Source organism: Bacillus cereus (genome assembly GCF_025917685.1).
In the GTDB taxonomy this organism is placed as follows: Bacteria; Bacillota; Bacilli; order Bacillales; family Bacillaceae_G; genus Bacillus_A; species Bacillus_A cereus_AT.
Window position 1 is genome coordinate 4,916,665 of sequence record NZ_CP089518.1, and the last position, 23,280, is coordinate 4,939,944.

Sequence of the window (23,280 nt, forward strand, 5' to 3'; positions counted from 1 at the left end):
ATATACTAAAGCTGTTTTATTTTTCTCTTCCCACACTTCCCATTTTTGTGTAAAATTTTAAATAGTGATGAAGTTTCGAGGTGAATAGAAATGAAACGAATAGATCTCATTTTTAACGCAATACAAAAAGGGAATTATACAGAAGGTGTAACAGCATCAGAACTCGCTACACTTCTACAGTTAGACCGTGCAAATGTTAGTAGCGACTTAAACAAGCTCGTGAAAGATAATCGTTTATTAAAAACGATTACACGTCCTGTCCGTTTTTATATAGAAACGAATACTTCATTGGAAACGCATTCAACAAAGAGTACTTCATTAGATACATTTGCAATTGAAAATACAAGCCTAAAAATTGCAATTGAAAAAGCAAAAGCTTCTATTCTCTATCCTCCAAACGGTATGCATACTTTACTACTTGGAGAAACAGGTGTCGGAAAATCGATGTTCGCTTCTTTAATGCACGAATATGCAATTGAAGTGGAACAACTTCCAAAAGATGCGCCTTTTATCGTCTTTAACTGTGCTGATTATGCAAACAATCCACAACTACTACTTGGACAGTTATTTGGGATAAAAAAAGGAGCTTATACAGGTGCCAGTGATCAAAAAGGTTTAATTGAAAAGGCCCATGAAGGAATCCTTTTCTTAGATGAAGTACATCGTCTCCCTCCAGAAGGACAAGAAATGCTCTTCACATTTATTGATCGCGGAGTATATCGCCGCCTTGGAGAAACAGAAAATGAACGTAAGGCACAAGTATTAATTATTACTGCAACAACAGAAGAACCAAACTCATTTTTATTAAAAACATTTACAAGACGTATTCCAATGACCGTTACGCTTCCACCACTTCGTGAGCGAACGCATAAAGAACGCTTTGCTTTGTTGCAACTATTTTTCACAAATGAAGCGATTCGGCTACGAAAAGAGATTCATGTTAGTCCAAACGCAATGCGATCCTTCGTCTTTTACAATTGCCCAAATAACATTGGTCAATTGAAAACAGATGTACAAATTGCCTGCGCGAAAGCTTATTCTGATTTCGTAACAAAAAAACGTGATTCTGTCGGTGTTTCAAGTACAGATTTACCTTGGTATATGAAAGAAGGACTGTTTATCGAAAGAAAGAGCCGTCACCTATACCAAATACCAAATGAAACATTTGTATTTACAGGTGATGAAGGCTGGAGCAAGCATAAAACAGAAGATGAAAAACGTTCTTCTATTTACGATTATATTGATTATAAATATGAAGAACTTCAAGCACGCGGCATTGAAGAGGAAGAATTGGAATTACTAATAGAAAATGATATTCAAAGTTTTTTCGTTCAATATTTTAACCAAATGTCTAAAAAAACAAGTCATGAAAATGTTTTTAAAATTGTGGACCGTAATATCGTTTCCGTATGTGAAAAAATTGCAGAACTAGCTGAAAAACATTTATCTAAGACTTTTGATGAAAAAGTGTTTCTTGCATTAAGTTTACATGTACAGACAACTCTACAACGTTTACAAAGCGGGAAGCAAATTCATCACCCACAATTGAATCAAATTCGTACGAAATATAAAGAAGCTTTTTCCGTAGCTATGCAATGTATTCAACTGTTAGAAGAAGAATTACAAATAACAATGCCTATTGATGAAGCAGGCTTCTTAACAATGTTCTTCGTTGTTGACCCAATTCCTGCCTCACAAACAGAAGTAAAAGTATTAATATTAGCGCATGGTAATGGCATCGCAACAGAAATGGCAAACGTCGCAAACGAACTTCTCGGTATTGATGAAGTAACTGGTATCGATATGCCCTTGCATGAATCACCGAAAGATTTCTTAGAGCGTGTTAAGGTGTATATGAAAACACTTCAAAATGTAAACGGGCTTCTCTTACTTGTTGATATGGGATCTCTCGCTTATATTGGTGATATATTAGAAACTGAATTCAAAATTCCTGTACGTGTTCTTTCCATGACGAGCACACCACACGCACTAGAAGCAGCTCGAAAAGCTCAGCTTGGCTACTCATTAGATGCACTATATGAAACAGTGAAGAACTTAACGCCGTTCTATTTAAATGTACAAGAAGAAAAGAAAAAGCCGCTGTCACCAATGAAATCTGTTATTTTAACAGCTTGCTTAACTGGCGAAGGAAGTGCTTTAGCAATTCAAAAAATGTTAGAGAACTATTTACGCTTTGATAAAGACTTAATTGAAATTATTCCGATTAGTATCGTTCACGAAAAAGATTTAACAAAAATGATCGAGAACATAAAAAAAGAGCGTAATATCATTTGTATCGTCACAAATTTCGATGTGCAAGTACCATGCTTAACATACCACTTCCAAGACATTGTGAACTACACAGCGATTCAGCCAATTCAAGAATTAATTACGTATGAAGAAACATATGCGAAAATGGCTGATATTCTTGAACAACAAATGCAGCGTAACGATGGCGCATTACTTATTAAAACAATTCGTTATGCATTAAATACAATTCAAGAATTAATTTCTTTACAGCTAACTCCTGACAGTTTAATGGGTGTGATTTTGCATATGAGCTGCATGGTTGACCGTCTTCAAAAAGGCGAAAGTCTCCTCCCTCATCCTGATAAAGAGAAACGCAGACAAGATGAGTACTGGATGTACATGAAAGTAAAAAAAGCATTGCAACCTATTGAAAATACATTTGAAATACAAATACCAGATGACGAAGTATTTTATGTAATGGACTTCTTCATCAAAAATCAACCTGTAAAAAATTGATCTAGGCAGTTTTTAAATATATCGACCGTAACCTGGATTATATCAGCGATTTTTTAAATATATCGATTTATCGACAATAATCGCTAAAATTTGCACCTTATAGCAGAAAAGGCTGTTCCAAAATGTGGACAGCCTTTTTTCTATTTCTTTACTTTCCTTATTCTCCCCCTGATTTCGCCCTTCTTATTGGACTTCGTATAAACATTTACATATACATTCGCCTCAATGATTTCTTGAAGTAGGCTATCAAACGCTCTCCCCTGTAAAGGTCCTTCAAAATCCTCCACATTGACTACACCGGTCACGACTCCTTCACTTACACTAATACCTTGCTTTAGCGGACCAAACAAATTTAAAACAACTGGACCAATTTGATCCGCTTTTCCTAAATGAATTTGGCATGATGTAACCTTTTCGATGTTTTTCAATATGACCCGATATTGCAACTTCTTTAAATCCTCACTAAAAATAAACTCTGTTACACCATAAGCTTCTGTATTTACAGGAGGTATTTCCCTCTTCCCTGTTAACCTAGCAAAGAAATGTGTTGTCATACGGGCATTCTCCTTATATAAATTTCCCAGCACTACTTCTACTACTTTATGGTTTAGACATAATCATTTATGACTTTTTCAAGTTTTAATTACGAAGAAAAGATTCACACAATCTTTACATTAGAATCGTTCCTTTTGCTTTACTACCTCTTGTATAATGCACATAGAAAAACATTCTAGGAGGTGCTTTTGAAAAATAACAAATACACTTTTCACACATTATTAGAGATTTTTCTCGTCTCATTTAAATTAGGACTTACTTCATTTGGTGGCCCCGTCGCCCATCTCGGCTATTTCCACCACGAATACATACAAAAAAGAAAATGGATGGATGAAAGAAGCTATGGAGATTTAGTAGCACTATGCCAATTCCTCCCTGGCCCTGCTAGCAGTCAAGTCGGTATGGGGATTGGATTACTAAGAGGTGGTTTATTAGGAGCTATTGTTTCATGGATTGGATTCACGCTACCGTCTGTGCTTGTTTTGGTTTTCTTCACCTCGTTCCTTAATCAGTTCGATCTTGGAAGTGCTGGCTGGATTCACGGGCTAAAACTTGTAGCAGTCGCTATTGTCGCTCATGCCATATGGGGAATGGCACAAAAATTAACACCCGACCGAAATCGTGCGACCGTTGCGATTGTAACTGCCGCAATCGCCTTACTATGGCCAAACAGCTGGACACAAGTCATTCTCATTATAATATCTGGCTTTATTGGTTGGTTTTTATATCGCAATCAACCAATTAGCCAATCTCAAAATATAAAAGTACCTATTTCAAAAACGATAGCAGTCTCTTGTCTCGTCTTATTCTTCGGACTATTACTACTGCTACCAATATTAAGACCATTCTCTTATTACATCGCTTTATTTGATAGTTTTTATCGCTCTGGCGCACTTGTATTTGGAGGCGGACACGTCGTACTTCCCCTTCTTGAAGGTGAGTTCGTACAAAACAGCATGATGACAAAAGAACAGTTCCTAGCTGGATATGGATTAACACAAGCCGTACCAGGACCACTATTTACATTCGCCTCTTATATAGGCGAAGTGCTAAATGGAACCGCCGGAGCAATTGTTGCAACAATCGCGATCTTTCTTCCTGCCTTCTTGCTCGTTATTGGCGTCTTACCATTTTGGGACAGTGTAAGGAGAGTATCCTACATACAAGGCGCACTACTTGGAGTGAATGCAGCCGTTGTCGGTATTTTACTAGCAGCTTTTTATGATCCAATTTGGACGAGTACAATTATGAATTCTGTAGATTTCGTTTTTGCTTCTCTTCTATTTTGCTTACTCGCTTTTTGGAAAACGCCACCTTGGGTTATCGTTATACTCGGAGCCTTTGGTGGATATGTTCTATCCATTTTATAAACCTAAAAAAACGACGGCCCTATTTAGCCGTCGTTTTCCTATTAAAACTTCACAAGTTCTATTCCTTCAGGCAACTCGCTCTCCGTTAAAATACGCAATTCTTTCACACGATCCATTACGTAAGAAGAACGTTTCACAAGCTCTGGGTCAATATAAGCTGGATGCACCATAATTTCTACCGTTTGTTCACCCTGCACCCTTTCTTGTAACTTTACAAAGTAATCTTCCGTCACACCATCCGCGTAAAAGTCACTGTAAAACACGTCAGAAAACGGGCGTACCGCTCTCTCTTCCTCACAACGACGAATTGGAACATTATATTTAGCCGCTAATCTCTCAAGAACATCGTGCAAAATCGGTAATCCATGCACGTGATGATGACTATCTAAATGAGTTGGTGTTAATCCGTAAGAGAGGAATTTCTCAATTTGAGCAGTCCACTCCCTCTCAACTTCCTCTGGATTTACTTTCCCTTCCCATACGACGCTTTGTTTATGAAACAATCCATCGCTACTTACAAGTGATGGTACGTCTCCAAGAAGTGGTTTCCCTGCTGTTAATACGAGATGCACTCCTATCCCTAACGTTTTATACTCTTTCGCTAAGCTTACAGCATGTTCTGTCCCTGGCATATTCATCATCATCGTCGTTGAATTTACAAGTCCATTTTTATGTCCATCAATAATTCCGTAATTTGTACCTTCTGTAAGACCAAAATCATCTGCATTTACAATTAGCTTAATCATCGTAATACCTCCTACTAGAATTAAAAAAAGCGGGCTAAATAGCGCCGCTTTTATTTCTCTATCTTTTTAAAGAATTGTGGAAGATGCTCTTTATGTGCTTCCAACATTTCATCTAAAATTTGTTTTGCAACTTTATCTGATGGTACAAGTGGATTAATTGTCATAGCAAGCAGCGCTTTATGATAATCCCCTGTAACAGCAGCTTCAATTGTTGTGCGCTCAAATGATTTAATTTGCTGTACTAAACCGCGAACCGGTACTGGAAGATCTCCAACCGCAATTGGTTTTGGACCTTCTTTCGTAATAATACAGTTCACTTCAACAGCTGAATCATGTGGCAAGCTTGCAATTGTTCCGTTGTTTCGTGTATTAACAGGCTGGATATCACCTTTATTATTGTAAATAGACGTAATTAAGCTACATGCTGCATCACTATAATAAGCTCCGCCACGTTTTTCTAATTGTGGTGGCTTAATATCTAAATTCGGGTCTTTATATAACTCGAATAAATCATCTTCTAATTGTTTTACTACTTCTGCACGTGTACCTTTTTCAATCGAAGCTTCTTTCTCTTCTTCTAACATTTCACGTGTTTTGTAGTAGTAACGATGGTATGGACATGGAATTGCACGAAGACCGCGAATAAAGTCTGGCTCCCAGTTAAGCGCAGCGATATTTTCCATCGTAATTTGCTTTTCTGGATCTGTTACAAGCTCTAACACACGATCCATTACACTTACTCCGTCTAAGTATACATCTAATCCGTATACCATATGATTTAAACCTGCAAAATCAACGTGGACACGACTTGCATCTACTTCAAGTAATCTCGCAAGACCCATACGAATTCCGATTGGAACGTTACACAGACCAACTACTCTTTGAATATTTGTATAACGAAGAACAGCTTCTGTTACCATACCTGCTGGGTTCGCAAAGTTAATTAACCATGCATTCGGACAAAGCTCCTCCATGTCCTTACAAATATCTAAAATAACAGGAATCGTTCTCAGCGCTTTAAATAAACCACCAGGACCATTCGTTTCCTGACCAATCACATCATATTTTAATGGAATTGCTTCATCTTTTGCACGAGCTTCTAATAAACCAACGCGAAGCTGTGTTGTTACAAAGTCAGCATCCTTTAATGCCTCGCGGCGATCAAGCGTTAAATGTACCTCGATTGGTAAACCAGATTTTTTCACCATACGTTTCGCTAAGTTACCAACGATTTCTAACTTTTCTTTTCCTGCCTCAATATCTACTAACCAAATTTCACGAACAGGAAGCTCATCATAACGTTTAATAAATCCTTCAATTAACTCTGGTGTATAACTAGATCCACCGCCGATTGTAGCAATTTTAATTCCAGTCATGCTTTATTCCCCTTTCGCTTCTAACTTTTTATAAAGGTCAATAAATTCTGCCGCTAATTCTTTCACTGTAATCGCATTCATTAAATGATCTTGTGCATGAATTAAAAGAACACTAATCTCTGTTTTTTCTCCTCTTGCTTCTGATTGTATGAGCTCTGTTTGGAAATGATGCGCTTCATTAATCGCTTCTTTCGCCTTTACCATCGCTTCATCAGCTTCTGCCATTTTCCCCTGTTTGGCAAATTGAAGTGCCTCCATTGCAAAGCTTCGTGCATTACCACTATTTAAAATCAATTGGAATGGAATTTGTTCTGCTGTAGTCATCATAATTACCGCCCTCTCTATAAGGTTCAACCGATTTAAATACCCCTTCAGTTTGAACATGTCTATTAAATTATTATTTTATTAATGATAGTTTGGTGTTCTTATAGATGTATTTCATCTTTTTGAACATGATATAAAGGTGATTGTTCTCACAGACAATATTGTCTGTGAGAACAATCTTTATGTTACATAGGTACAGAGTTGTTATTTCCTTGCGTTGCTGCTTTTTCAGTACGAACAACTGAACGGTCACATAACACAACGAATGGATAATAGATTACCATCGCAATTACAAAGTTGAATAACTGTAGAATTGCACCTGAAATATGTCCACCTGTTACAAGATAACCACTAATAATTGGTGGTGTTGCCCATGGAATCATCACAACTGTTTTTGGTACCCAACCAATAGATATAGCTGTATAAGAAGTAATTACTAATACAATTGGTGCTAGAATAAACGGTAAGAATAAAATCGGATTTAAGATAATTGGTGTACCAAAGATTACGGGTTCATTAATGTTGAATGCACCTGGACCAATTGATAAACGAGATACACCGCGTAATTGTGCACTTTTTGCTACAAGTAATACCACTACTAAGAACGCTAATGTTGCACCAGAACCACCAAGATATACAAAAGTATCAAAGAATGGTTTTGTAATAATGTTTGGAACATCAAATGCAGATGTACCACCTTGGAATAACTTCATGTTTTTCTCTAATGCCGGTAAGTATAATGGCTCAATAATACCACCAACGATATTTGGACCATGTAAACCGAAGAACCAAAGAAGATGAACAAGGATTACAATGACAATTGCACTTGGTAATGTCCCCGCTAAACTTTGCAGTGGTGATTGAATCGTATTAAAGATAAATTCATGAACACTTGTACCAGCTAATTTCACTGCTAATTGAATACCTGCAACTACTGTTAAGATAACAAATGCTGGAACTATAGCTGCGAAAGATCTTAAAACTGCTGGTGGTACTCCATCAGGCATTTTAAAAGTAATGTTTCTTTGTACAAAGAAACGGAATACCTCAGTAACAAGGAGTGCCACAATAATTGCTACGAATAACCCTTGTGCACCTGTCCAAGCTAAGTTCAATCCGCCTTCTTTCGGTGTTGTTGGCGTAAGAATAATTAACGCACCAAATGAAATAATACCTGCTGACAAACCATCAACGCCGTAAGATTTTGCTAAGTTATAACTTGTTGTAAATGCTATGATTAGTGCTAGAATTGCGAAAGAACCAGTCCACATTCCACCGCCAACTTGTTTCCACGTTTCACCAAACAAACCTTTCATGAAATCTTGGAAAGCTTCAGATGGAAAACCATTAATTAGTGATGCCAGTGCACCAACTAAAATAAGTGGCATAACTGCAATAAATCCGTCACGGATCGCAGCTAAGTGACGTTGCGATCCGATTTTACCAGCGACAGGAACAATATACTTCTCCATGAATGCAATAAACTTTTGCATTTCGCTTCCCCCCTAATTATTTTTTAAGTGTTAATGCGTGATCTAAAACTGCTTCTCCATTCATCATGCCGTAGTGCATTGGATTAATAACATCGATTCCAACGTTTTTCTCATCAGCAAGCGTTTTCATTGAAGAGAGCATGTAACGAACTTGTGGTCCTAATAATAGTACATCTGCTTGATCGATATTGTTTTTTACTGCATCCCCAGATACAGCCCAAATCTTTCCTTCTAAACCGCGAGCTTTTGCAGCCACTTCCATTTTTGTAACTAGTAAACTTGTAGACATCCCTGCTGAGCAACATAATAAAATATTCATTTGAAAATCCCCCTTGTGTAGTATAAAAAATTTATGTTTATTTATTTTTCTTTACGCTATTTATTAATGCAATTATCGTGCCAACTTTTTAAAACCACTAAAATCAGCACTTTTTCGACTGTTTTCTTTGTGTGTTAACGCTTTCAATTAGTGTGTCGCTCAAAAAACACACAGTGTGTTATAAAACAACACGCTTTTAACACATAACTGTATGAAAATAGATTAGTGTTTAGTTGTCTAGTTGTGTTTAAAATAAAAAAACACTGAAAAAACTTTTTTCAGTAAAAAATAATTTATTATTTTAACCCACTATTATTTAATAAAATAAAAAAACCTTGCATAAGCAAGGTTCATTCCGCTTCTGACATCTTCCTATATAATTCTACAAACTCACTCGCCAATTCCTTCACTGTAATTGCGTTCATTAAATGATCTTGTGCATGCACCATCAGCAGGGTAACCTCGGTTTTTTCCCCGGCAGCCTCTTTCTGTATGAGCTCTGTTTGTAAGCGGTGCGCCTCTTTTAATTCCTCTAACGCTTCTTGTAATTTCGCTTCTGCTTCTGTAAACTCTCCACGCTTTGCGCAATCAATTGCTTCCATTGAACAACTTCTCGCATTTCCTCCATGCAAGATTAAATGAAAAGCTTTCGTTTCTACCGTATCCATTTTAGTTCTTTACGCCCCCTTTTCTTCCGCTAATTTTTGTTTATCCCATATTTTTAAGAATGGTAAATAAATAAAGAATGCTAGTGCAAAGTTCACAAGTTGCAAAATAACTCCCGAGAATTTACCACCCGACCCTAAATATCCACTAAATAGAATAGGTGTAGTCCATGTTACAGCAGCTCCGCTCGGACGGGCAACCATCCCCCATTCCATCGCAAAGTAAGAAACAACCGTTAATACAACTGGAACCAATATAAATGGAATCAGTAACAGCGGGTTCATGACAATTGGCATACCGAAAGTCACCATCTCGTTAATATTAAAAATACCAGGTGCAATCGACAAACGGCCTAAACTTTTTAATTGCTGACTTCGTGCAAATAATAACATTCCGACAACTAAAGCAAGTGTTGCACCAGATCCTCCCATATAAATCCATAGGTCAAAAAACTGTGCTGTAATTGTATTCGGTACATCTTGCCCGGCCTGAAAAGCAATTCGATTCTGATCCATTAACGATAACCAAATCGGGCTCATTACACCACCTACAATTGTAGCCCCATGAATTCCGCATGCCCAAAGGACATGAACGAGAATAACCGCTATAACTGCTCCCCAAAGACTAGCACCAAGTACACTAAGTGGTTCTTGCAATAGCTTCCCTACAACATTATGAATACTTCCGAAAGTCGTATGTTCAAAAATTAATCTAATAATCCAAACAACTGTCACAACAATAAATCCTGGAATAAGCGCTGCAAATGAACGTGTTACTGCTGGTGGAACGGTCTCAGGCATCTTTATAATCATCTTTTTCTGCACAAGAAATCGGTATATTTCAGTAGATATAATTGCAATAATCATCGCTACAAATAAACCTTGGCTTCCCATTAATGCCGCTGGAATTACGCCATCTACCAGTATACTTTCTTTCGTACCCGGCATGATATATGCAACTTGAAATGGAGTTGCCAGTAGAAATGTTACAAGTGACAATGCCCCAGATGCTAAAGCATCTACTTTATAATACTCACCAAGTCTGTAAGCGATTCCAAAAACAGCTATTAAAGCCATTATATTAAAAGTTGCACTAACTGGATACCCTAATGCTACGTTCCAGTTTTTCCCGAACAAACTCGCCATGAATTCACTATACCCTGGGATTGGTAATGTACTAATAATAAGAAAAATTGATCCTATAATTAAGAAAGGCATCGTCAATACAAGCCCATCACGAATTGCTAATAAATGCCTCTGCTCTGCAACCTTTCCTGCAACCGGCATCACATATTTCTCTAAAAACCGTATCATCTATCCCACTCTCCTCATGGTTTCATTGACAAAGCTGCTTGTAAGATAGCTTCTCCATTACAAAGCCCGTAATGGACGGATTGAATGACATCCACAGGTACTCCCTTCTCCTTACATAATTCTTTCATTTTCGGTAATAAATAACGTACTTGCGGTCCAAGTAAAAGTACATCAGCTTCATCTATGTGACTATTTACTTCAGAACCTGATACAGCCCAAATCTTTACCTCTATCCCTCTTGCCTCTGCTGCTTTCTCCATTTTTGTAACTATCAAACTGGAAGACATTCCCGCTGCACAGCAAAGCAAAATATTCATTCCACTTCCCTCCCCTTTTTCTAAACCTAAGTTATGGCCCATCCCTTACCACCACTAGGTTACAAATATATATGTCTAGATTTCTTGCTGTATGCCGAGCTTAAACACAAAAATTTCTCGGTTTTCACGCTATTCCATCTATCGGTATTTTCCTAGTAAAGAGTACTCTAACTCGCTATAATGATTCAGTATGATTTTTTTACAATTGATAGGAGGATATATTTATGAAGGCATATCGCTTTCCACTTATTTTATTATCTTCCATCCTAATTGGTGGTTTCATTGGTTATTTCATGGGTGCCGATGCAGTTGCTTTAAAGCCGCTTGGTGACATTTTCTTAAACTTAATGTTTACGATTGTTGTACCTTTAGTGTTCTTTAGCATCGCGTCATCTATTGCCAATATGGATGGATTAAAACGTTTCGGTAAAATTATGTCTAGTATGGCTGGGACTTTCTTATTTACAAGTATTTTAGCTGCTATTTTTATGATTATCATCGTGAAAGTATTCCCGCCAGCACAAGGTGTTGTATTAGAACTAACACAGCCTGATAAAGCTGAAAAAGCTGTTAGCGTCGCTGATCAAATTGTCGGTATCCTAACAGTATCAGACTTCTCGAAGTTACTGTCTCGTGAAAATATGTTAGCTCTTATTTTCTTCTCTATTTTAATGGGAATTGCAACTTCAGCAGTTGGCGAAAAAGGAAAACCATTCGCTACATTCCTACAAGCTGGTGCAGAAATTTCAATGAAAGTTGTATCTTTCATTATGTACTACGCTCCAATCGGACTAGCTGCTTACTTCGCAGCATTAGTTGGTGAATTCGGACCGCAACTTCTTGGAACTTACTTCCGAGCAGCAATGGTATACTATCCAGCTTCTCTTATTTACTTCTTTGTATTCTTTACCTTCTATGCGTACCTTGCAGGTCGCAAACAAGGTGTACAAGTATTTTGGAAGAACATGGTCTCTCCTACAGTTACATCTCTTGCAACTTGTAGTAGTGCCGCAAGTATTCCAGCTAACTTAGAAGCAACGAAGAAAATGGGTATTTCTTCTGACGTTCGTGAAACAGTTGTCCTTCTTGGATCTACACTTCATAAAGATGGATCTGTTTTAGGTGGCGTATTAAAAATTGCTTTCTTATTCGGTATTTTCAACATGGAATTCGAAGGACCGAAAACATTGGCAATCGCACTTGTCGTTTCTCTATTAGTAGGAACAGTAATGGGTGCTATTCCAGGCGGCGGTATGATTGGTGAAATGTTAATCGTTTCTCTATACGGCTTCCCGCCAGAAGCATTACCAATTATCGCAGCAATTAGTACGATTATTGATCCTCCTGCAACGATGTTAAACGTAACAGCAGATAACGCTTGTGCTGTAATGACAGCTCGCCTTGTAGAAGGTAAAAACTGGATCAAAAATAAATTTGCTTAATATATAGAAAGAGGATGCTCGTTTGGAGCATCCTCTTTTTGTCGTTATTTGTCAGTGAATCAATATATTTGGAAAATCGTTGATACATTTCAAGTTACGATAGATAGATTAGCAAAAACGTTAATATAATCCCATTCCGCCACAAATTTGTTATAATCTTCACAAATATTCCACACCTGTCATCCATTCTCCGTACTATAATCATGTATGGAAAAGAAGATGTATAAAATGACTCAAAGCGCACCAGAATTCAAAGTTTTGCAAAGCATTGCATTTCTTGCTGTCGTTTTGCAAAGTGCCTTATTATATACAATGAATCAAGGAAATGTCTTACTTGAGCAATCCCTCATTATGGGCATGCTATTTAATCTTGCAAAATTTTCAGCACCTGCATTCATATTTATCGTCGGCTTCCATTTAATTCGGCTATATACGAAGCAACTCGTTTACAGAGAATATATTTATGAAAAAGCCGCACATTTACTTATTCCTTATTTCTTCTGGTCTATTCTTTATCTATTAACAACAAACGATGCCATTACACTACAAGGCGGAATAAAAAGTTTATTACTCGGAACGGCTGCACCTCATCTTTGGTACGTTATTATGATGTTCCAAATTCACTTATTGTTCCCTTTACTATGCACACTATTTTATTGGTTTCAAAAACGAACAGAAAATAAAAAAGACATCTACAAATATATGACCATTTTCGCTTGCCTATATTTCCTTTTAATGTGGTACTCTTCTCACTACATTTTTAATGGAGAGAAATTGACGAGCTCAACCATTTTACATTATACAGATCGTTCCTTCTTCTTCTACTCATTCTATTTCGTCATGGGAGGAATAGCTGCTGTAGCATTAAAAACTTGGCGTTTATTCGTCATGAAACATATCCCGCTTATAACAATCTTATTCTTTATTTTATTTTTATTTATCAATTATGAGTTATTTAGTTTTTACGGTGTGAACTCTATTCATTTAACTGTTTCTACTTATTTAAAACCATCTATGTTTCTATATATTGTATGCGAAATTATCATACTATACGTGCTATCTATTACAATTGTACAGCGACGCGGTTTCTTATATAAAGCTTTACGATTTATCGGAAATTACACGTATGGTGCTTATTTAGCTCATTTTTTCTTCTTACAACTATGTACAAAATTTCTTTCTTTATTCACATTGCAAGAAAACACAATATTATATAGCCTATTATTATTTATACTAACGGCCACACTCTCTATTTCAGCAATGGTCCTTTGCAGCACACTACCCTTTCATACTTGGATTACAGGGCCTTCTCCTACGACAAATATGAAATGGGCCAAGATTGCCCTTCGGAAGAATCATGAAAAAGTATTTAAACCATATATTTGATATAATAATACCTATATAAGAAAAGAAAGCAGGAGACACCTATGATTACTCAAATCGGACAAATTATGTTATATGTAAATAACCAAGATGAATCAGTGCAATTCTGGACAGAAACAGTAGGATTCCAAATCGTTGCGGAAGAAAATAACGGTCAAGGATTTCGCTGGATTGAAATTGCGCCAACTAAAGAAGCCGGAACAAGTATCGTCCTTCACGATAAGGCGTTAATTGCGAAGATGCAACCTGAGTTAAACTTAAATACGCCTTCACTTATGTTCTTCTCTAATAACTTAGATCAACTTTATAAAGATCTTTCTGAGAAAAACGTCACAGTTGGACAAGTTGTAGATTTACCTACTGGTAGAGCATTCAACTTTGCTGATAATGAAAACAATTACTTTGCGGTAATGGAGCGAAAATAAAAAGAAGCTATCCGGAAAAATCGGATAGCTTCTTTTATTTTAAGAAACTTGTTCTGCACTCTTTTCTCTGTGCTGTATATGACTCGTGATCCAAGCAATTCCTCCAGCAACAACGAGGTAGCATAACAATATTAAAATTTGCATTTGTAATTGCGACCAATCTCCTAAAGAAATAACATCTTGTAACCCTCTAAGAGAATGAGACATTGGAAGAAACTGTCCAATTTTGCTAAGAACAGCTATGTTTAACTCTCCTGGGAAAGTACCTCCGCTCGTAGCTAATTGTAATACGAGAAGCGTTACCGCTGCGAACTTCCCAACAAGACCAAATACTGTTACTAACATAAGAATAAATGTCATGAACGTAAAGGAAATAACAATACTAGATAAAACAAAAAGCGGCACACTTGCAACTTCTAATTTCATAACTCCTAGCACAACCACATCCACAAGTAGCGCTTGAATAAGTCCAATTAAATATACCAACCCTAGTTTATTAACAAAATGTACCGTTCCACTTACCTTCATATTCTGTCTACGGCCAAGAGGTAAAATATTCGATGCCATAATTCCGCCAACATAAAATGCAAGCGATAAGAAATATGGTGCAATACCTGAACCGTAGTTAGGCACGTCAGAAACTGTTGACTTCACTAATTGAACTGGTTCTGAGAACATTGTATTGCGTACATCATCATTGCGAACATCCGCTATCTTCTCTGCGCCCTCTCCCAATTTTGTGGAAAGTTCTTTCGCACCCTCGTCAAGTTTAACAAGTCCGTTCGTTAACTTCTCAGCACCGTTATTTAGCTCCGTTCCACCACTCGCAAGCTGATTTACACCTTCTTGCAATGATGTAAATCCATTCCCCCACCTCGTAAATCCATCAACTAAATTCGAAGTACCATCTGCTATCTTTTTCGTTCCAGCAGTAGCTTCATTTAATTTAACTCCGAATGTATTCATGCCTTCTTCAACCTTACGCTGACCGTCCGCAAGCTTCTTCGCACCTTGCGTCAATTGTTGTTGGCTATTATTTAAAGCGTTTGTTGCTTTAGCTAAACCATTAGAAGTAGCAATGATCTTTTGAAAAGCAGGATCTTGCTGTGCTTCTGGATGACTTTTCATGTACTCCTCTAATTGCTTCTTCATACTACTTGCCGCATCATCTGCTTTTACTTGTCCCTCAGCAAGTTTCTCACTTCCGTTCACCCATTCATTTGTACCGGCACTTAATTCACTAACTCCTGATTGTAAAGTTTTTTCACCTTGCGCTAGTAACTCCATACCACTATGAAGTGATGTCGCTCCTTGACTAAGCTCATTTGCTCCCCCTGTTAACGCCGATTGGCTAGAGGCAAGCTTACCACTTCCTTCTTTCAACTTCACTGTCCCGTCATTTAAACGATGAATACCGTCTGCAAGCTGATTCGCCCCATTTTTCGCATCCGTCGTTCCTTCATGTAACTTCCCAGCACCGTTACTTGCATCACTCAACCCTTGTGCCAAATCTTGAAACTTTGAAAAGACACCTTCTGTATAAGATTTCGTAATACTATTTGAGATTTTTGTTTTCATATTTTCAACAGCTGTCGTTCCAATTTGAGCTGCTACAAAGTTTTTACCTGGATTTACTTTATACTGTAACCTCGCCGGCTCTGGTTTCTCATCCATAAGTGTACTTACCTTTTTAGAGAAATCCTCTGGAATCGTAACAACCATATAGTACTTATCTTTTTTGAGCCCCTCATCAGCATTTTTTTCTGATACGAAATGAAAAGCCAGTTCCTTATTCTCTTTTAAATTTTTAACAAAATCGTCTCCTGCATGAATTGTTTTTTCATCCATCACAGCACCCTTATCTATGTTCACAACTGCAACAGGTAATTTATCTAGTCGTCCGTATGGATCCCAATATCCAGCTAAGAAAAATCCTGAATAAATTAAAGGAACGATTAACAAAAAAATTAAAGCGATACGTCCATGTTTATGGTTCCACATCGCCTTCCAATCTTTAAATATAAGTTGAATTCCCTTCATGAAACATACTCCTTCTCCTAATTTAACACCCTTCAAATGGTTTAACAGATTCACTATACACGTCACTTTCCATACTGTATAATACATCTTTAATTATAAATTCATTCCTTTTGGTCTATAGAAAGGAGATTCGAAATGGAACTTCTTCAATTAAAATACTTTCAGACAGTCGCACGACTAGAACATATGACAAAAGCAGCTGAAGAATTACATATCGCGCAGCCTTCACTCAGCAAAACAATTGCTAGACTAGAAAAGGACTTAGGCGTCCCATTATTTGATCGCCAAGGTCGACAGATTATATTAAACTCTTTCGGGAAAGTATTTTTAAAACGAGTAGAACGTATTTTTCATGAATTAAGTGAAGGGGAACGAGAAATTAAAGACTTAGCTGAATTACAACAAAGCTCTATTACACTGGCAGTTTCTATCCCGAGAATATTACCAGAACTACTCGGTTCTTTTTTACTAGAACATCCTAACGTTCGATTCCAACAGTTTCTCGCATCTACTCCTTCTATGAAAAGACAACTAGATAATATGGAAATTGACTTTTGTATCTCCTCTGTGCCAATTGAAGGAGAAGAGATTGTTTGGGAGCCACTTATTACAGAAGAAATTTTCTTAGTCGTTCCTTCAGGCCATCGGTTATCAAGCCGCGAAAGTATCCATCTGCATGAAGTAAAAGACGAACCGTTCATTAGTATGAACACTGGTTACGGATTTCGGCACTTAACAGATGAATTTTGTAAAGAAGCTGGTTTCACTCCACATATCGCTTTTGAAGTAGATGAACCAACCGTGATTAGCGACCTCATTAAGCAAGGTCTTGGCATCGCATTTGTTCCAAGCTTAACTTTATTAAAAAACTCTACTTTAGCACCAAATAAGTTACGTATTATTGAACCTAATTGCGAGCGAACCATTGGCTTAAGTTGGTCGAAGAAACGTTACTTATCAAAAACTGCCCAGCAATTTCGTGAATTCGTGATTGATTACTTCTCCAATATTAGGACGTAAAATTATATCGACAAGGAATATCGATTTATAAACAAATAACGCCACAAATAGAAGGTGCCATTCCTAAAGGAATGGCACCTTCTATTTCTTGCTCTTCTCTAATTCCATTTCAGCTAAAAGTGGTAATACATTATCGAAAATATGCGTATTGTTATTCTCACCTGTTACATATCCACCATAATATCTACTAAATACATTATCACTTCTGAATGTAGTCATCCGTTCATACAATTCCTTCGCAAACTTTGTATCACCTGTTTGTAATACGTACAAAATTGTTAATCCATAAGATGCTGGTGATTCATAGTTTACCGTTTGTTTTCCCGTTTCTAAGTTATAACGACCGTATAACTTTCCGTCCTCATGGAATTTTTTCTTTATAAACTCCAAATAAGCATCTGATGAAAGACCGCCTAAACTACGATGATACGCAACGTAGGATTGATCAATAAGATTCACTTCTTTATCGTATGTAAATGTACCATCTTCTTTATGCTCTTTCGGAAATGCCCAACCCTCTCTCGGATAATCTGCTAAAAACTGCACAACGTCCTGATACTGCTGTGCAGAAATTTTTCCGTACTTTTTCATATAAGAGAATGCATGAGGATTTATGTAAGATGTTGTTGTAAATTTATTTTGTTTACCTGTATCTGCATCATAATAATCCACGTAATAATTATCTTTTTTATTATAACGAAGTACAGCATTGCTCAATTGATCAGCAAGGTTTTTATAGCGCTCTTCCTTGTACATTTCATAAGCACGATATAATTGTTCAATAATACGAAGATCATCTATAAGTGCATTGGTTGCTGACTGCATTTCTCCCTTTTCAGAGATTTTCCATAAAACGATGTGATCCTTATGTACAAAATTATTTTGAATAACCTTTACTTGTTCATCGAATAGTGACTGATCATCTTTATCAAGAGTATATTGTAGCCATAGTCCTGCCGATTCTGATAAAGCTTCACGACCCTTCGCCTCACCTGTTCCTGCCTTTGTATCTGCTAAACGATACGTTGCAAGTGTTCCATTTTCATTTACCATATGCCTTAAAATAAAATGCTCCGTACGGTTTCCTTGTAAAGCCGACCAAAATACAATTCCTCCTAAAGCGATTAAGAGAATAACCCCAATCCCTATATATAAACGTTTTCGCAAACTTTTCACCTCCTTAGTAAGGCTAACCTAAATTTATCAGAACATACGCGAATATAAAAAAGACAATCCTTTAGATTGTCTTTTTTATATTACCCCTCACAAACCTCTTTAGAAGGTCTATATAGCGATTCCACAAGTCGATCATATTCACGACGCGTAATTTCTTTATTATATAACTTTAATAATAAATCTCTATGCTCTTTTGAAAATGCCATCTTTTTAATGACTTCAGGATACATAAGACACCCTCTCCATTTCACATAAACTTCTTCATTTCATAAACGTAACACGCCAAAAAAGAACTTATGTTCGCATAAAAGATTATAAAATATTCTTCTCTAAAAAACAAACAAAATATTACCTAATAAATATTTCTTTCTTTTTCGAATATTCAAAACTATATTAACACATTCCTTTTTTTTAATGCATATATATTTTTGGTATTTTATTGAATAAATCTTCCAATTCAATCAGAAAATAATGGCAAAAAGAAGAGGAGTATACATATGGATACCGTAACATTAGCAAGAGCATTTTTTGGTTCTTCACTAGCATTCCACATTATCTTTGCAACACTTGGAGTCGGGCTTTCATTGATGATTTTTATAAGTGAAATACTCTATCACTGGAAGAAAGATTCCGACTATGCCATTATGGCAAAAAGATGGACGAAGGCTTTTGCTATCCTTCTCGGTGTAGCAATTCCAACTGGAACAATTGTTGGTGTACAAATTTCACTTCTTTGGCCTGGTTTCGCCAAAATTGTTGGCCAAGTTATTTCCGTCCCGTTTCAAATTGAGATTTTCGCCTTCTTTTTAGAGGCTTTATTCATGTCTATTTATGTATATGCAGCTGATAAATTACCTCCATTTATGAGGTTAATCTCGTTATTTTTCGTTATGATTGGCGCCACTGCATCCGCCGTGCTTATTACATCAGCAAATACATGGATGAATACACCTGCGGGCTTTTCAATGGGACCAGATGGCTCAGTTTTTAACGTTGATCCTTGGAAAGCTTTCTTTAACCCAAGCTTTGGCACAAGTGCATTCCACGTCGTTATTACAGCTTATGCAGCCGGAGCAGCCGTCATCGCTTCCATCGCTGGATTTAAATTATTAAAGAAAAATTTAAGTGCGCGTGAAATTGCTTATCATAAAAAAGGATTACTGTTAGGGCTTGTCGTTACATTTATTACAGGTGCTACAATGTGGATTTCGGGACATGAATCAGCGATTGCCTTACATAAGCACTCACCTGAAAAACTAGCATCTGCTGAAGCTTTATTTGAAACGACATCACACGCTCCTTTATCGATTGGCGGGGTTGTGGATCCTAATACACTTGAACTAAACTATGCACTCGAAATTCCGAACATGCTCAGCTTACTAGTTGGACTCGATCCTAGCACTGTTGTAAAAGGGCTAAATGAATTTCCTCAAGAAACATGGCCACCATTTTACACACATACTCTGTTCAACTTAATGGTAGGCACTGCTGCCTTTACCTTTGCAGTTGCAGCGATCGCTCTCTTATATTGGTACTTTGTTTACCGGAAAAAAGGAGCAGAGTTACCGAAGTGGCTTCTTTGGGGAGCTGCCGCATGTGGGCCAGTTATGATGCTCGGTATTGAATTCGGATGGATTTTCAGCTGTAGTGGTCGTCAGCCGTGGACAATTTATGGTATGCAACGTACAGTCGATGCTTCTACACGCGCTGATTTCGTCGGTCCTTTATTTGTTCTATTCATCATTTTATATATCGGACTCGCTATTTTAACAGTCTTTGTACTACGGACATTCTTTAAGAGACATCCTTTAAAGAATGACTTACATCAACAAGGAGGCGATTCTCGTGCATGAGGAAAGCATTGCAATCATCATCTTATGGGCCCTTATTTTCGTATACAGTATACTCGGGTCCATTGATTTTGGAGCGGGTTTTTGGGGCATGGTATACGCTAAACATCCGACACTTGCTGCCAAACTTGCCAATCGATACTTATCACCAACTTGGGAAGTAACAAATACGTTTCTCGTTTTTGTCGTTGTCGCTTTCCTTGGTTTCTTTCCGAAAGCAGCCTTTACACTTGCAACCGTTATGTTCGTACCCGTTATGTTAATTTTAGTACTCGTTGCGATTCGCAGTACATTTATGGTATTTGCTTACTCCCTGCCAAAGTACCAACACCTTCTTCGGATTATTTCAGGTATTACTGGGCTCTTAATCCCAGCTCTATTAATTACCGTTCTACCTGTTACAGAAGGTGCCTATATTACGATGTCTGAAGGAAAAGAAGTACTCCTTTACGGAAAACTTCTTTCTAGTCCTGTTATTTATTGTTATATGCTCTTTGGACTAACTTCGGAACTGTTTCTATCATCTCTCTTTCTTGCTGATTTTGCGAGAGAACAAGGTTCAGAAGATGCATATAAAATTTATAGAAGAAATGCCATCATACTTGGTCCGGCAACACTCGTTACTGCTATTATTGCCCTCGTTGTAATGGACCCTGAAACACACTGGCTTATGCAAGGATTAATAAAGCAATTCCCATGGTTTACAGTCTCTATCGTTTTATTTGTTATCGGATATTCCTCCCTTTGGTGGACAAATAAGAAGTATGGCACACTAGGATTTCCTCGCATTGCAGTTTTAGCTGTCGTCGCTCAATATGCATTTGCAAGCTACGCTTACGGCGTCGCCCATTTACCGTATATCATTTACCCGGACGTAACTGTATTTACAAGCTTTACGACGGTCGAAACATTCTATGCACTTCTTATTCTTTACGCAATCGGAATTGCAATTTTACTACCCGGATTCATTTTCTTCTGGAATTTATTCTTGAAGGATCGAACTTTTTTGAAAGAAAAATAATAAAGTGAAACTTTAATCAGTGGGGTCTTTACGGGCACCTAACTTCTTTTCTCCAGCCGAATTTTGAGGTGGGAGTCTTACTGCCCGGCAAATAGCGGGATAAACGAGGGGCATTCGTACATAGAATGCCCCTCATTTATTAGACGTCTATCCTAATAGTTATTACACTACCACTGATACTTGTCCTATAGCTCACAAAACACATATTCACTCTATTCCATTATATGTCTAGTTCTTCTTATTTCCTGCTGAATATACTACCAATATAAACTTGAGACAAGCTACATTTTCAAGGGAAAATAGAAAGGTAGGTTAAATATGAGCATTGAAATATGGATTACTATTATTGTATTCTTCTTAACGATGATTGTTATCTTTTGGCGACCTCGTGGTTTAAATGAGGCGTGGCCGGCAGCAATCGGCGCTGGTATTATCCTCATTACTGGACTTGTATCAAAGCCAGATGTCATGGACATTATAAGTAAAATTGGAGGCGCCTCCATAACGATATTAGCGACCATCGTTATGGCAGTTATATTAGAAAGCTTCGGCTTCTTCCATTGGGCTGCAGCAAAACTCGCAAATTTAGCGAAAGGTTCCGGACACCGCCTATACTGGTATATTCAATTACTATGCTTCCTTATGACTCTTTTATTTAATAATGACGGTAGTATTTTGATTACAACTCCAATTTTAATTCTTCTTCTGAGAAATCTTCAATTAAAGCCTCATCAACAAATTCCTTATTTATTAAGTGGCGCTTTAATCGCTACTGCATCTAGTGCACCAATCGGTGTAAGTAATATCGTAAACTTAATCGCATTAAACATCGTCCATATGACTCTTTATATGCATACTGCTATGATGTTTGTACCTGCAACATTAGGATTATTGTTTATGTCATGGCTCATGTATACAGTTTTAAAGAAAAAACTTCCATCCGTTAAAAGGAAAAAATTCTGTTGATACAAAACAAAAACGTACAAAATTCATGTTAAAAGTATTAGGCTTCGTCTTCCTTATGCGCTGTCTTCTATTCGTTGCATCCTTCTTATCGATTCCAATCGAAATTGTTGCCGTACTCGGTTCACTCGTTCTTCTCATCTGGAGATGGTACTACTTACGAACAAACCCTGTCGATATTTTGAAAAAGACACCGTGGCACATTTTAATTTTCGCATTCTCTATGTATGTCATTATTTACGGGCTTCACAACGCAGGGTTAACAGCGGCGCTTGTTCACTGGCTCGAGCCACTTGTAAGTCAACATCTACTCTATGCTAGCTTTGCAATGGGCGGACTCGTCTCCCTCCTCTCTAACGTCTTCAATAACCACCCTGCACTTATGATTGGTACAATCACATTAACGGAAATGGGACTAGACCCAGTCACATTAAAAACTATCTACCTCGCAAACATTATTGGTAGTGACATCGGTTCACTATTATTACCAATCGGTACGCTAGCTTCCCTCATTTGGATGTATATCCTGAAACAAAATTAAAGTAAAATGGAAAGACTATTTAAGTGTATCCCTTATCGTTATTCCTCTCACAACAGTCGTCACATTATTCCTCTTATACTACTGGGTACACCTCTTCTTCGCCTTATAAACGACAGAAGCCCGCTTTGCTACCGTCTTAGCAAAGCGGGCTTCTTCTATATTTAAGTTAGGTAC

General features: G+C 37.3%; 20 protein-coding genes and 1 pseudogene. 9 read left to right on the top strand and 12 right to left on the bottom strand.

The features are described 5' to 3' along the window. Positions 1–90 precede the first annotated feature (90 nt). Positions 91–2,766, top strand: a complete 2,676-nt coding sequence (locus LUS72_RS25755) for a sigma-54-dependent transcriptional regulator (protein ID WP_264448425.1) — start codon at positions 91–93, stop codon at positions 2,764–2,766. A 140-nt stretch (positions 2,767–2,906) separates the two neighbouring features. Here the strand turns inward: LUS72_RS25755 and exsM are convergent, their stop codons facing one another. Continuing rightward, the gene (gene exsM / locus LUS72_RS25760; RefSeq protein ID WP_264448426.1) at positions 2,907–3,320 is read right to left on the bottom strand and encodes an exosporium regulatory protein ExsM; all 414 of its coding nucleotides are present in this window, start codon (positions 3,318–3,320) and stop codon (positions 2,907–2,909) included. Positions 3,321–3,509: 189 nt separating this feature from the next. Between exsM and LUS72_RS25765 the strand changes: the two genes are divergently transcribed. Next, positions 3,510–4,691 (top strand): chromate transporter, encoded by a 1,182-nt coding sequence (locus LUS72_RS25765; RefSeq protein ID WP_264448427.1) that lies wholly within the window; start codon positions 3,510–3,512, stop codon positions 4,689–4,691. Positions 4,692–4,732: 41 nt separating this feature from the next. Here the strand turns inward: LUS72_RS25765 and chbG are convergent, their stop codons facing one another. The 8 genes from chbG to LUS72_RS25805 form a co-directional block, all read right to left on the bottom strand. Then, positions 4,733–5,437 (bottom strand): chitin disaccharide deacetylase, encoded by a 705-nt coding sequence (chbG, locus tag LUS72_RS25770; protein WP_264448428.1) that lies wholly within the window; start codon positions 5,435–5,437, stop codon positions 4,733–4,735. A 50-nt stretch (positions 5,438–5,487) separates the two neighbouring features. Continuing rightward, positions 5,488–6,813, bottom strand: coding sequence for a 6-phospho-beta-glucosidase (celF, locus tag LUS72_RS25775; protein ID WP_264448429.1), 1,326 nt, complete (start codon positions 6,811–6,813; stop codon positions 5,488–5,490). A gap of 3 nt (positions 6,814–6,816) precedes the next feature. Then, positions 6,817–7,140 carry a PTS lactose/cellobiose transporter subunit IIA gene (locus tag LUS72_RS25780; protein ID WP_000989050.1) on the bottom strand — a complete coding sequence of 108 codons (324 nt, stop codon included), beginning with the start codon at positions 7,138–7,140 and terminating at the stop codon, positions 6,817–6,819. Positions 7,141–7,322: 182 nt separating this feature from the next. After that, positions 7,323–8,630, bottom strand: coding sequence for a PTS cellobiose transporter subunit IIC (gene celB, locus LUS72_RS25785; RefSeq protein ID WP_264448430.1), 1,308 nt, complete (start codon positions 8,628–8,630; stop codon positions 7,323–7,325). Positions 8,631–8,646: 16 nt separating this feature from the next. Beyond that, positions 8,647–8,949 (bottom strand): PTS sugar transporter subunit IIB, encoded by a 303-nt coding sequence (locus LUS72_RS25790; protein ID WP_264448431.1) that lies wholly within the window; start codon positions 8,947–8,949, stop codon positions 8,647–8,649. 350 nt (positions 8,950–9,299) lie between these two features. Next, entirely contained in the window at positions 9,300–9,617 is a 318-nt protein-coding gene (locus LUS72_RS25795; protein ID WP_264448432.1) for a PTS sugar transporter subunit IIA, read from the bottom strand. 9 nt (positions 9,618–9,626) lie between these two features. Further along, on the bottom strand, positions 9,627–10,928 hold the full coding sequence (gene celB, locus LUS72_RS25800; RefSeq protein ID WP_264448433.1) for a PTS cellobiose transporter subunit IIC: 1,302 nt from the start codon (positions 10,926–10,928) through the stop codon (positions 9,627–9,629). A 14-nt stretch (positions 10,929–10,942) separates the two neighbouring features. After that, complete coding sequence (locus LUS72_RS25805) at positions 10,943–11,245, bottom strand: PTS sugar transporter subunit IIB (RefSeq protein WP_001023539.1); 303 nt, start codon at positions 11,243–11,245, stop codon at positions 10,943–10,945. A 224-nt stretch (positions 11,246–11,469) separates the two neighbouring features. Here LUS72_RS25805 and LUS72_RS25810 point away from each other — a divergent pair, with 224 nt between their 5' ends. From LUS72_RS25810 to LUS72_RS25820, 3 genes are all read left to right on the top strand, one after another. Beyond that, positions 11,470–12,687, top strand: a complete 1,218-nt coding sequence (locus tag LUS72_RS25810) for a dicarboxylate/amino acid:cation symporter (protein WP_000649359.1) — start codon at positions 11,470–11,472, stop codon at positions 12,685–12,687. A 228-nt stretch (positions 12,688–12,915) separates the two neighbouring features. Then, positions 12,916–14,073: an acyltransferase gene (locus tag LUS72_RS25815; RefSeq protein WP_264448434.1), complete on the top strand. Its 1,158-nt coding sequence runs from the start codon at positions 12,916–12,918 to the stop codon at positions 14,071–14,073. Positions 14,074–14,114: 41 nt separating this feature from the next. Next, positions 14,115–14,495 (top strand): VOC family protein, encoded by a 381-nt coding sequence (locus tag LUS72_RS25820; RefSeq protein WP_097832387.1) that lies wholly within the window; start codon positions 14,115–14,117, stop codon positions 14,493–14,495. Between the two features lie 39 nt (positions 14,496–14,534). Here LUS72_RS25820 and LUS72_RS25825 read toward each other — a convergent pair whose 3' ends face one another. Beyond that, positions 14,535–16,535: a YhgE/Pip domain-containing protein gene (locus LUS72_RS25825; protein ID WP_264448435.1), complete on the bottom strand. Its 2,001-nt coding sequence runs from the start codon at positions 16,533–16,535 to the stop codon at positions 14,535–14,537. Between the two features lie 135 nt (positions 16,536–16,670). Between LUS72_RS25825 and LUS72_RS25830 the strand changes: the two genes are divergently transcribed. Next, positions 16,671–17,555 (top strand): LysR family transcriptional regulator, encoded by an 885-nt coding sequence (locus LUS72_RS25830; protein WP_097832389.1) that lies wholly within the window; start codon positions 16,671–16,673, stop codon positions 17,553–17,555. Positions 17,556–17,636: 81 nt separating this feature from the next. Here LUS72_RS25830 and LUS72_RS25835 read toward each other — a convergent pair whose 3' ends face one another. Both LUS72_RS25835 and LUS72_RS25840 read right to left on the bottom strand, forming a co-directional pair. Then, entirely contained in the window at positions 17,637–18,722 is a 1,086-nt protein-coding gene (locus LUS72_RS25835; RefSeq protein ID WP_264448436.1) for a transcriptional regulator, read from the bottom strand. 89 nt (positions 18,723–18,811) lie between these two features. Next, on the bottom strand, positions 18,812–18,961 hold the full coding sequence (locus tag LUS72_RS25840; RefSeq protein ID WP_000283176.1) for a hypothetical protein: 150 nt from the start codon (positions 18,959–18,961) through the stop codon (positions 18,812–18,814). A gap of 267 nt (positions 18,962–19,228) precedes the next feature. Here LUS72_RS25840 and cydA point away from each other — a divergent pair, with 267 nt between their 5' ends. The 3 genes and pseudogenes from cydA (at position 19,229) to LUS72_RS25855 (ending at position 23,215) form a co-directional block, all read left to right on the top strand. After that, on the top strand, positions 19,229–20,584 hold the full coding sequence (cydA, locus tag LUS72_RS25845; RefSeq protein ID WP_097832391.1) for a cytochrome ubiquinol oxidase subunit I: 1,356 nt from the start codon (positions 19,229–19,231) through the stop codon (positions 20,582–20,584). Next, positions 20,577–21,602: a cytochrome d ubiquinol oxidase subunit II gene (locus tag LUS72_RS25850; protein WP_097832392.1), complete on the top strand. Its 1,026-nt coding sequence runs from the start codon at positions 20,577–20,579 to the stop codon at positions 21,600–21,602. Before cydA ends, LUS72_RS25850 begins: the two co-directional genes overlap by 8 nt. Positions 21,603–21,920: 318 nt before the next feature. After that, positions 21,921–23,215 (top strand): annotated as a pseudogene (locus LUS72_RS25855) (arsenic transporter). Positions 23,216–23,280: the final 65 nt, after the last annotated feature.

Coding starts and splice junctions, on each gene's coding strand:
- LUS72_RS25795 (WP_264448432.1), bottom strand. CDS start 9,617: ATGGATACGGTAGAAACGAAAGCTTTTCATTTAATCTTGCATGGAGGA.
- LUS72_RS25820 (WP_097832387.1), top strand. CDS start 14,115: ATGATTACTCAAATCGGACAAATTATGTTATATGTAAATAACCAAGAT.
- LUS72_RS25755 (WP_264448425.1), top strand. CDS start 91: ATGAAACGAATAGATCTCATTTTTAACGCAATACAAAAAGGGAATTAT.
- LUS72_RS25815 (WP_264448434.1), top strand. CDS start 12,916: ATGACTCAAAGCGCACCAGAATTCAAAGTTTTGCAAAGCATTGCATTT.
- LUS72_RS25810 (WP_000649359.1), top strand. CDS start 11,470: ATGAAGGCATATCGCTTTCCACTTATTTTATTATCTTCCATCCTAATT.
- LUS72_RS25790 (WP_264448431.1), bottom strand. CDS start 8,949: ATGAATATTTTATTATGTTGCTCAGCAGGGATGTCTACAAGTTTACTA.
- LUS72_RS25780 (WP_000989050.1), bottom strand. CDS start 7,140: ATGATGACTACAGCAGAACAAATTCCATTCCAATTGATTTTAAATAGT.
- celB (WP_264448430.1), bottom strand. CDS start 8,630: ATGCAAAAGTTTATTGCATTCATGGAGAAGTATATTGTTCCTGTCGCT.
- LUS72_RS25825 (WP_264448435.1), bottom strand. CDS start 16,535: ATGAAGGGAATTCAACTTATATTTAAAGATTGGAAGGCGATGTGGAAC.
- LUS72_RS25805 (WP_001023539.1), bottom strand. CDS start 11,245: ATGAATATTTTGCTTTGCTGTGCAGCGGGAATGTCTTCCAGTTTGATA.
- cydA (WP_097832391.1), top strand. CDS start 19,229: ATGGATACCGTAACATTAGCAAGAGCATTTTTTGGTTCTTCACTAGCA.
- exsM (WP_264448426.1), bottom strand. CDS start 3,320: ATGACAACACATTTCTTTGCTAGGTTAACAGGGAAGAGGGAAATACCT.
- celF (WP_264448429.1), bottom strand. CDS start 6,813: ATGACTGGAATTAAAATTGCTACAATCGGCGGTGGATCTAGTTATACA.
- LUS72_RS25840 (WP_000283176.1), bottom strand. CDS start 18,961: ATGTATCCTGAAGTCATTAAAAAGATGGCATTTTCAAAAGAGCATAGA.
- LUS72_RS25830 (WP_097832389.1), top strand. CDS start 16,671: ATGGAACTTCTTCAATTAAAATACTTTCAGACAGTCGCACGACTAGAA.
- celB (WP_264448433.1), bottom strand. CDS start 10,928: ATGATACGGTTTTTAGAGAAATATGTGATGCCGGTTGCAGGAAAGGTT.
- chbG (WP_264448428.1), bottom strand. CDS start 5,437: ATGATTAAGCTAATTGTAAATGCAGATGATTTTGGTCTTACAGAAGGT.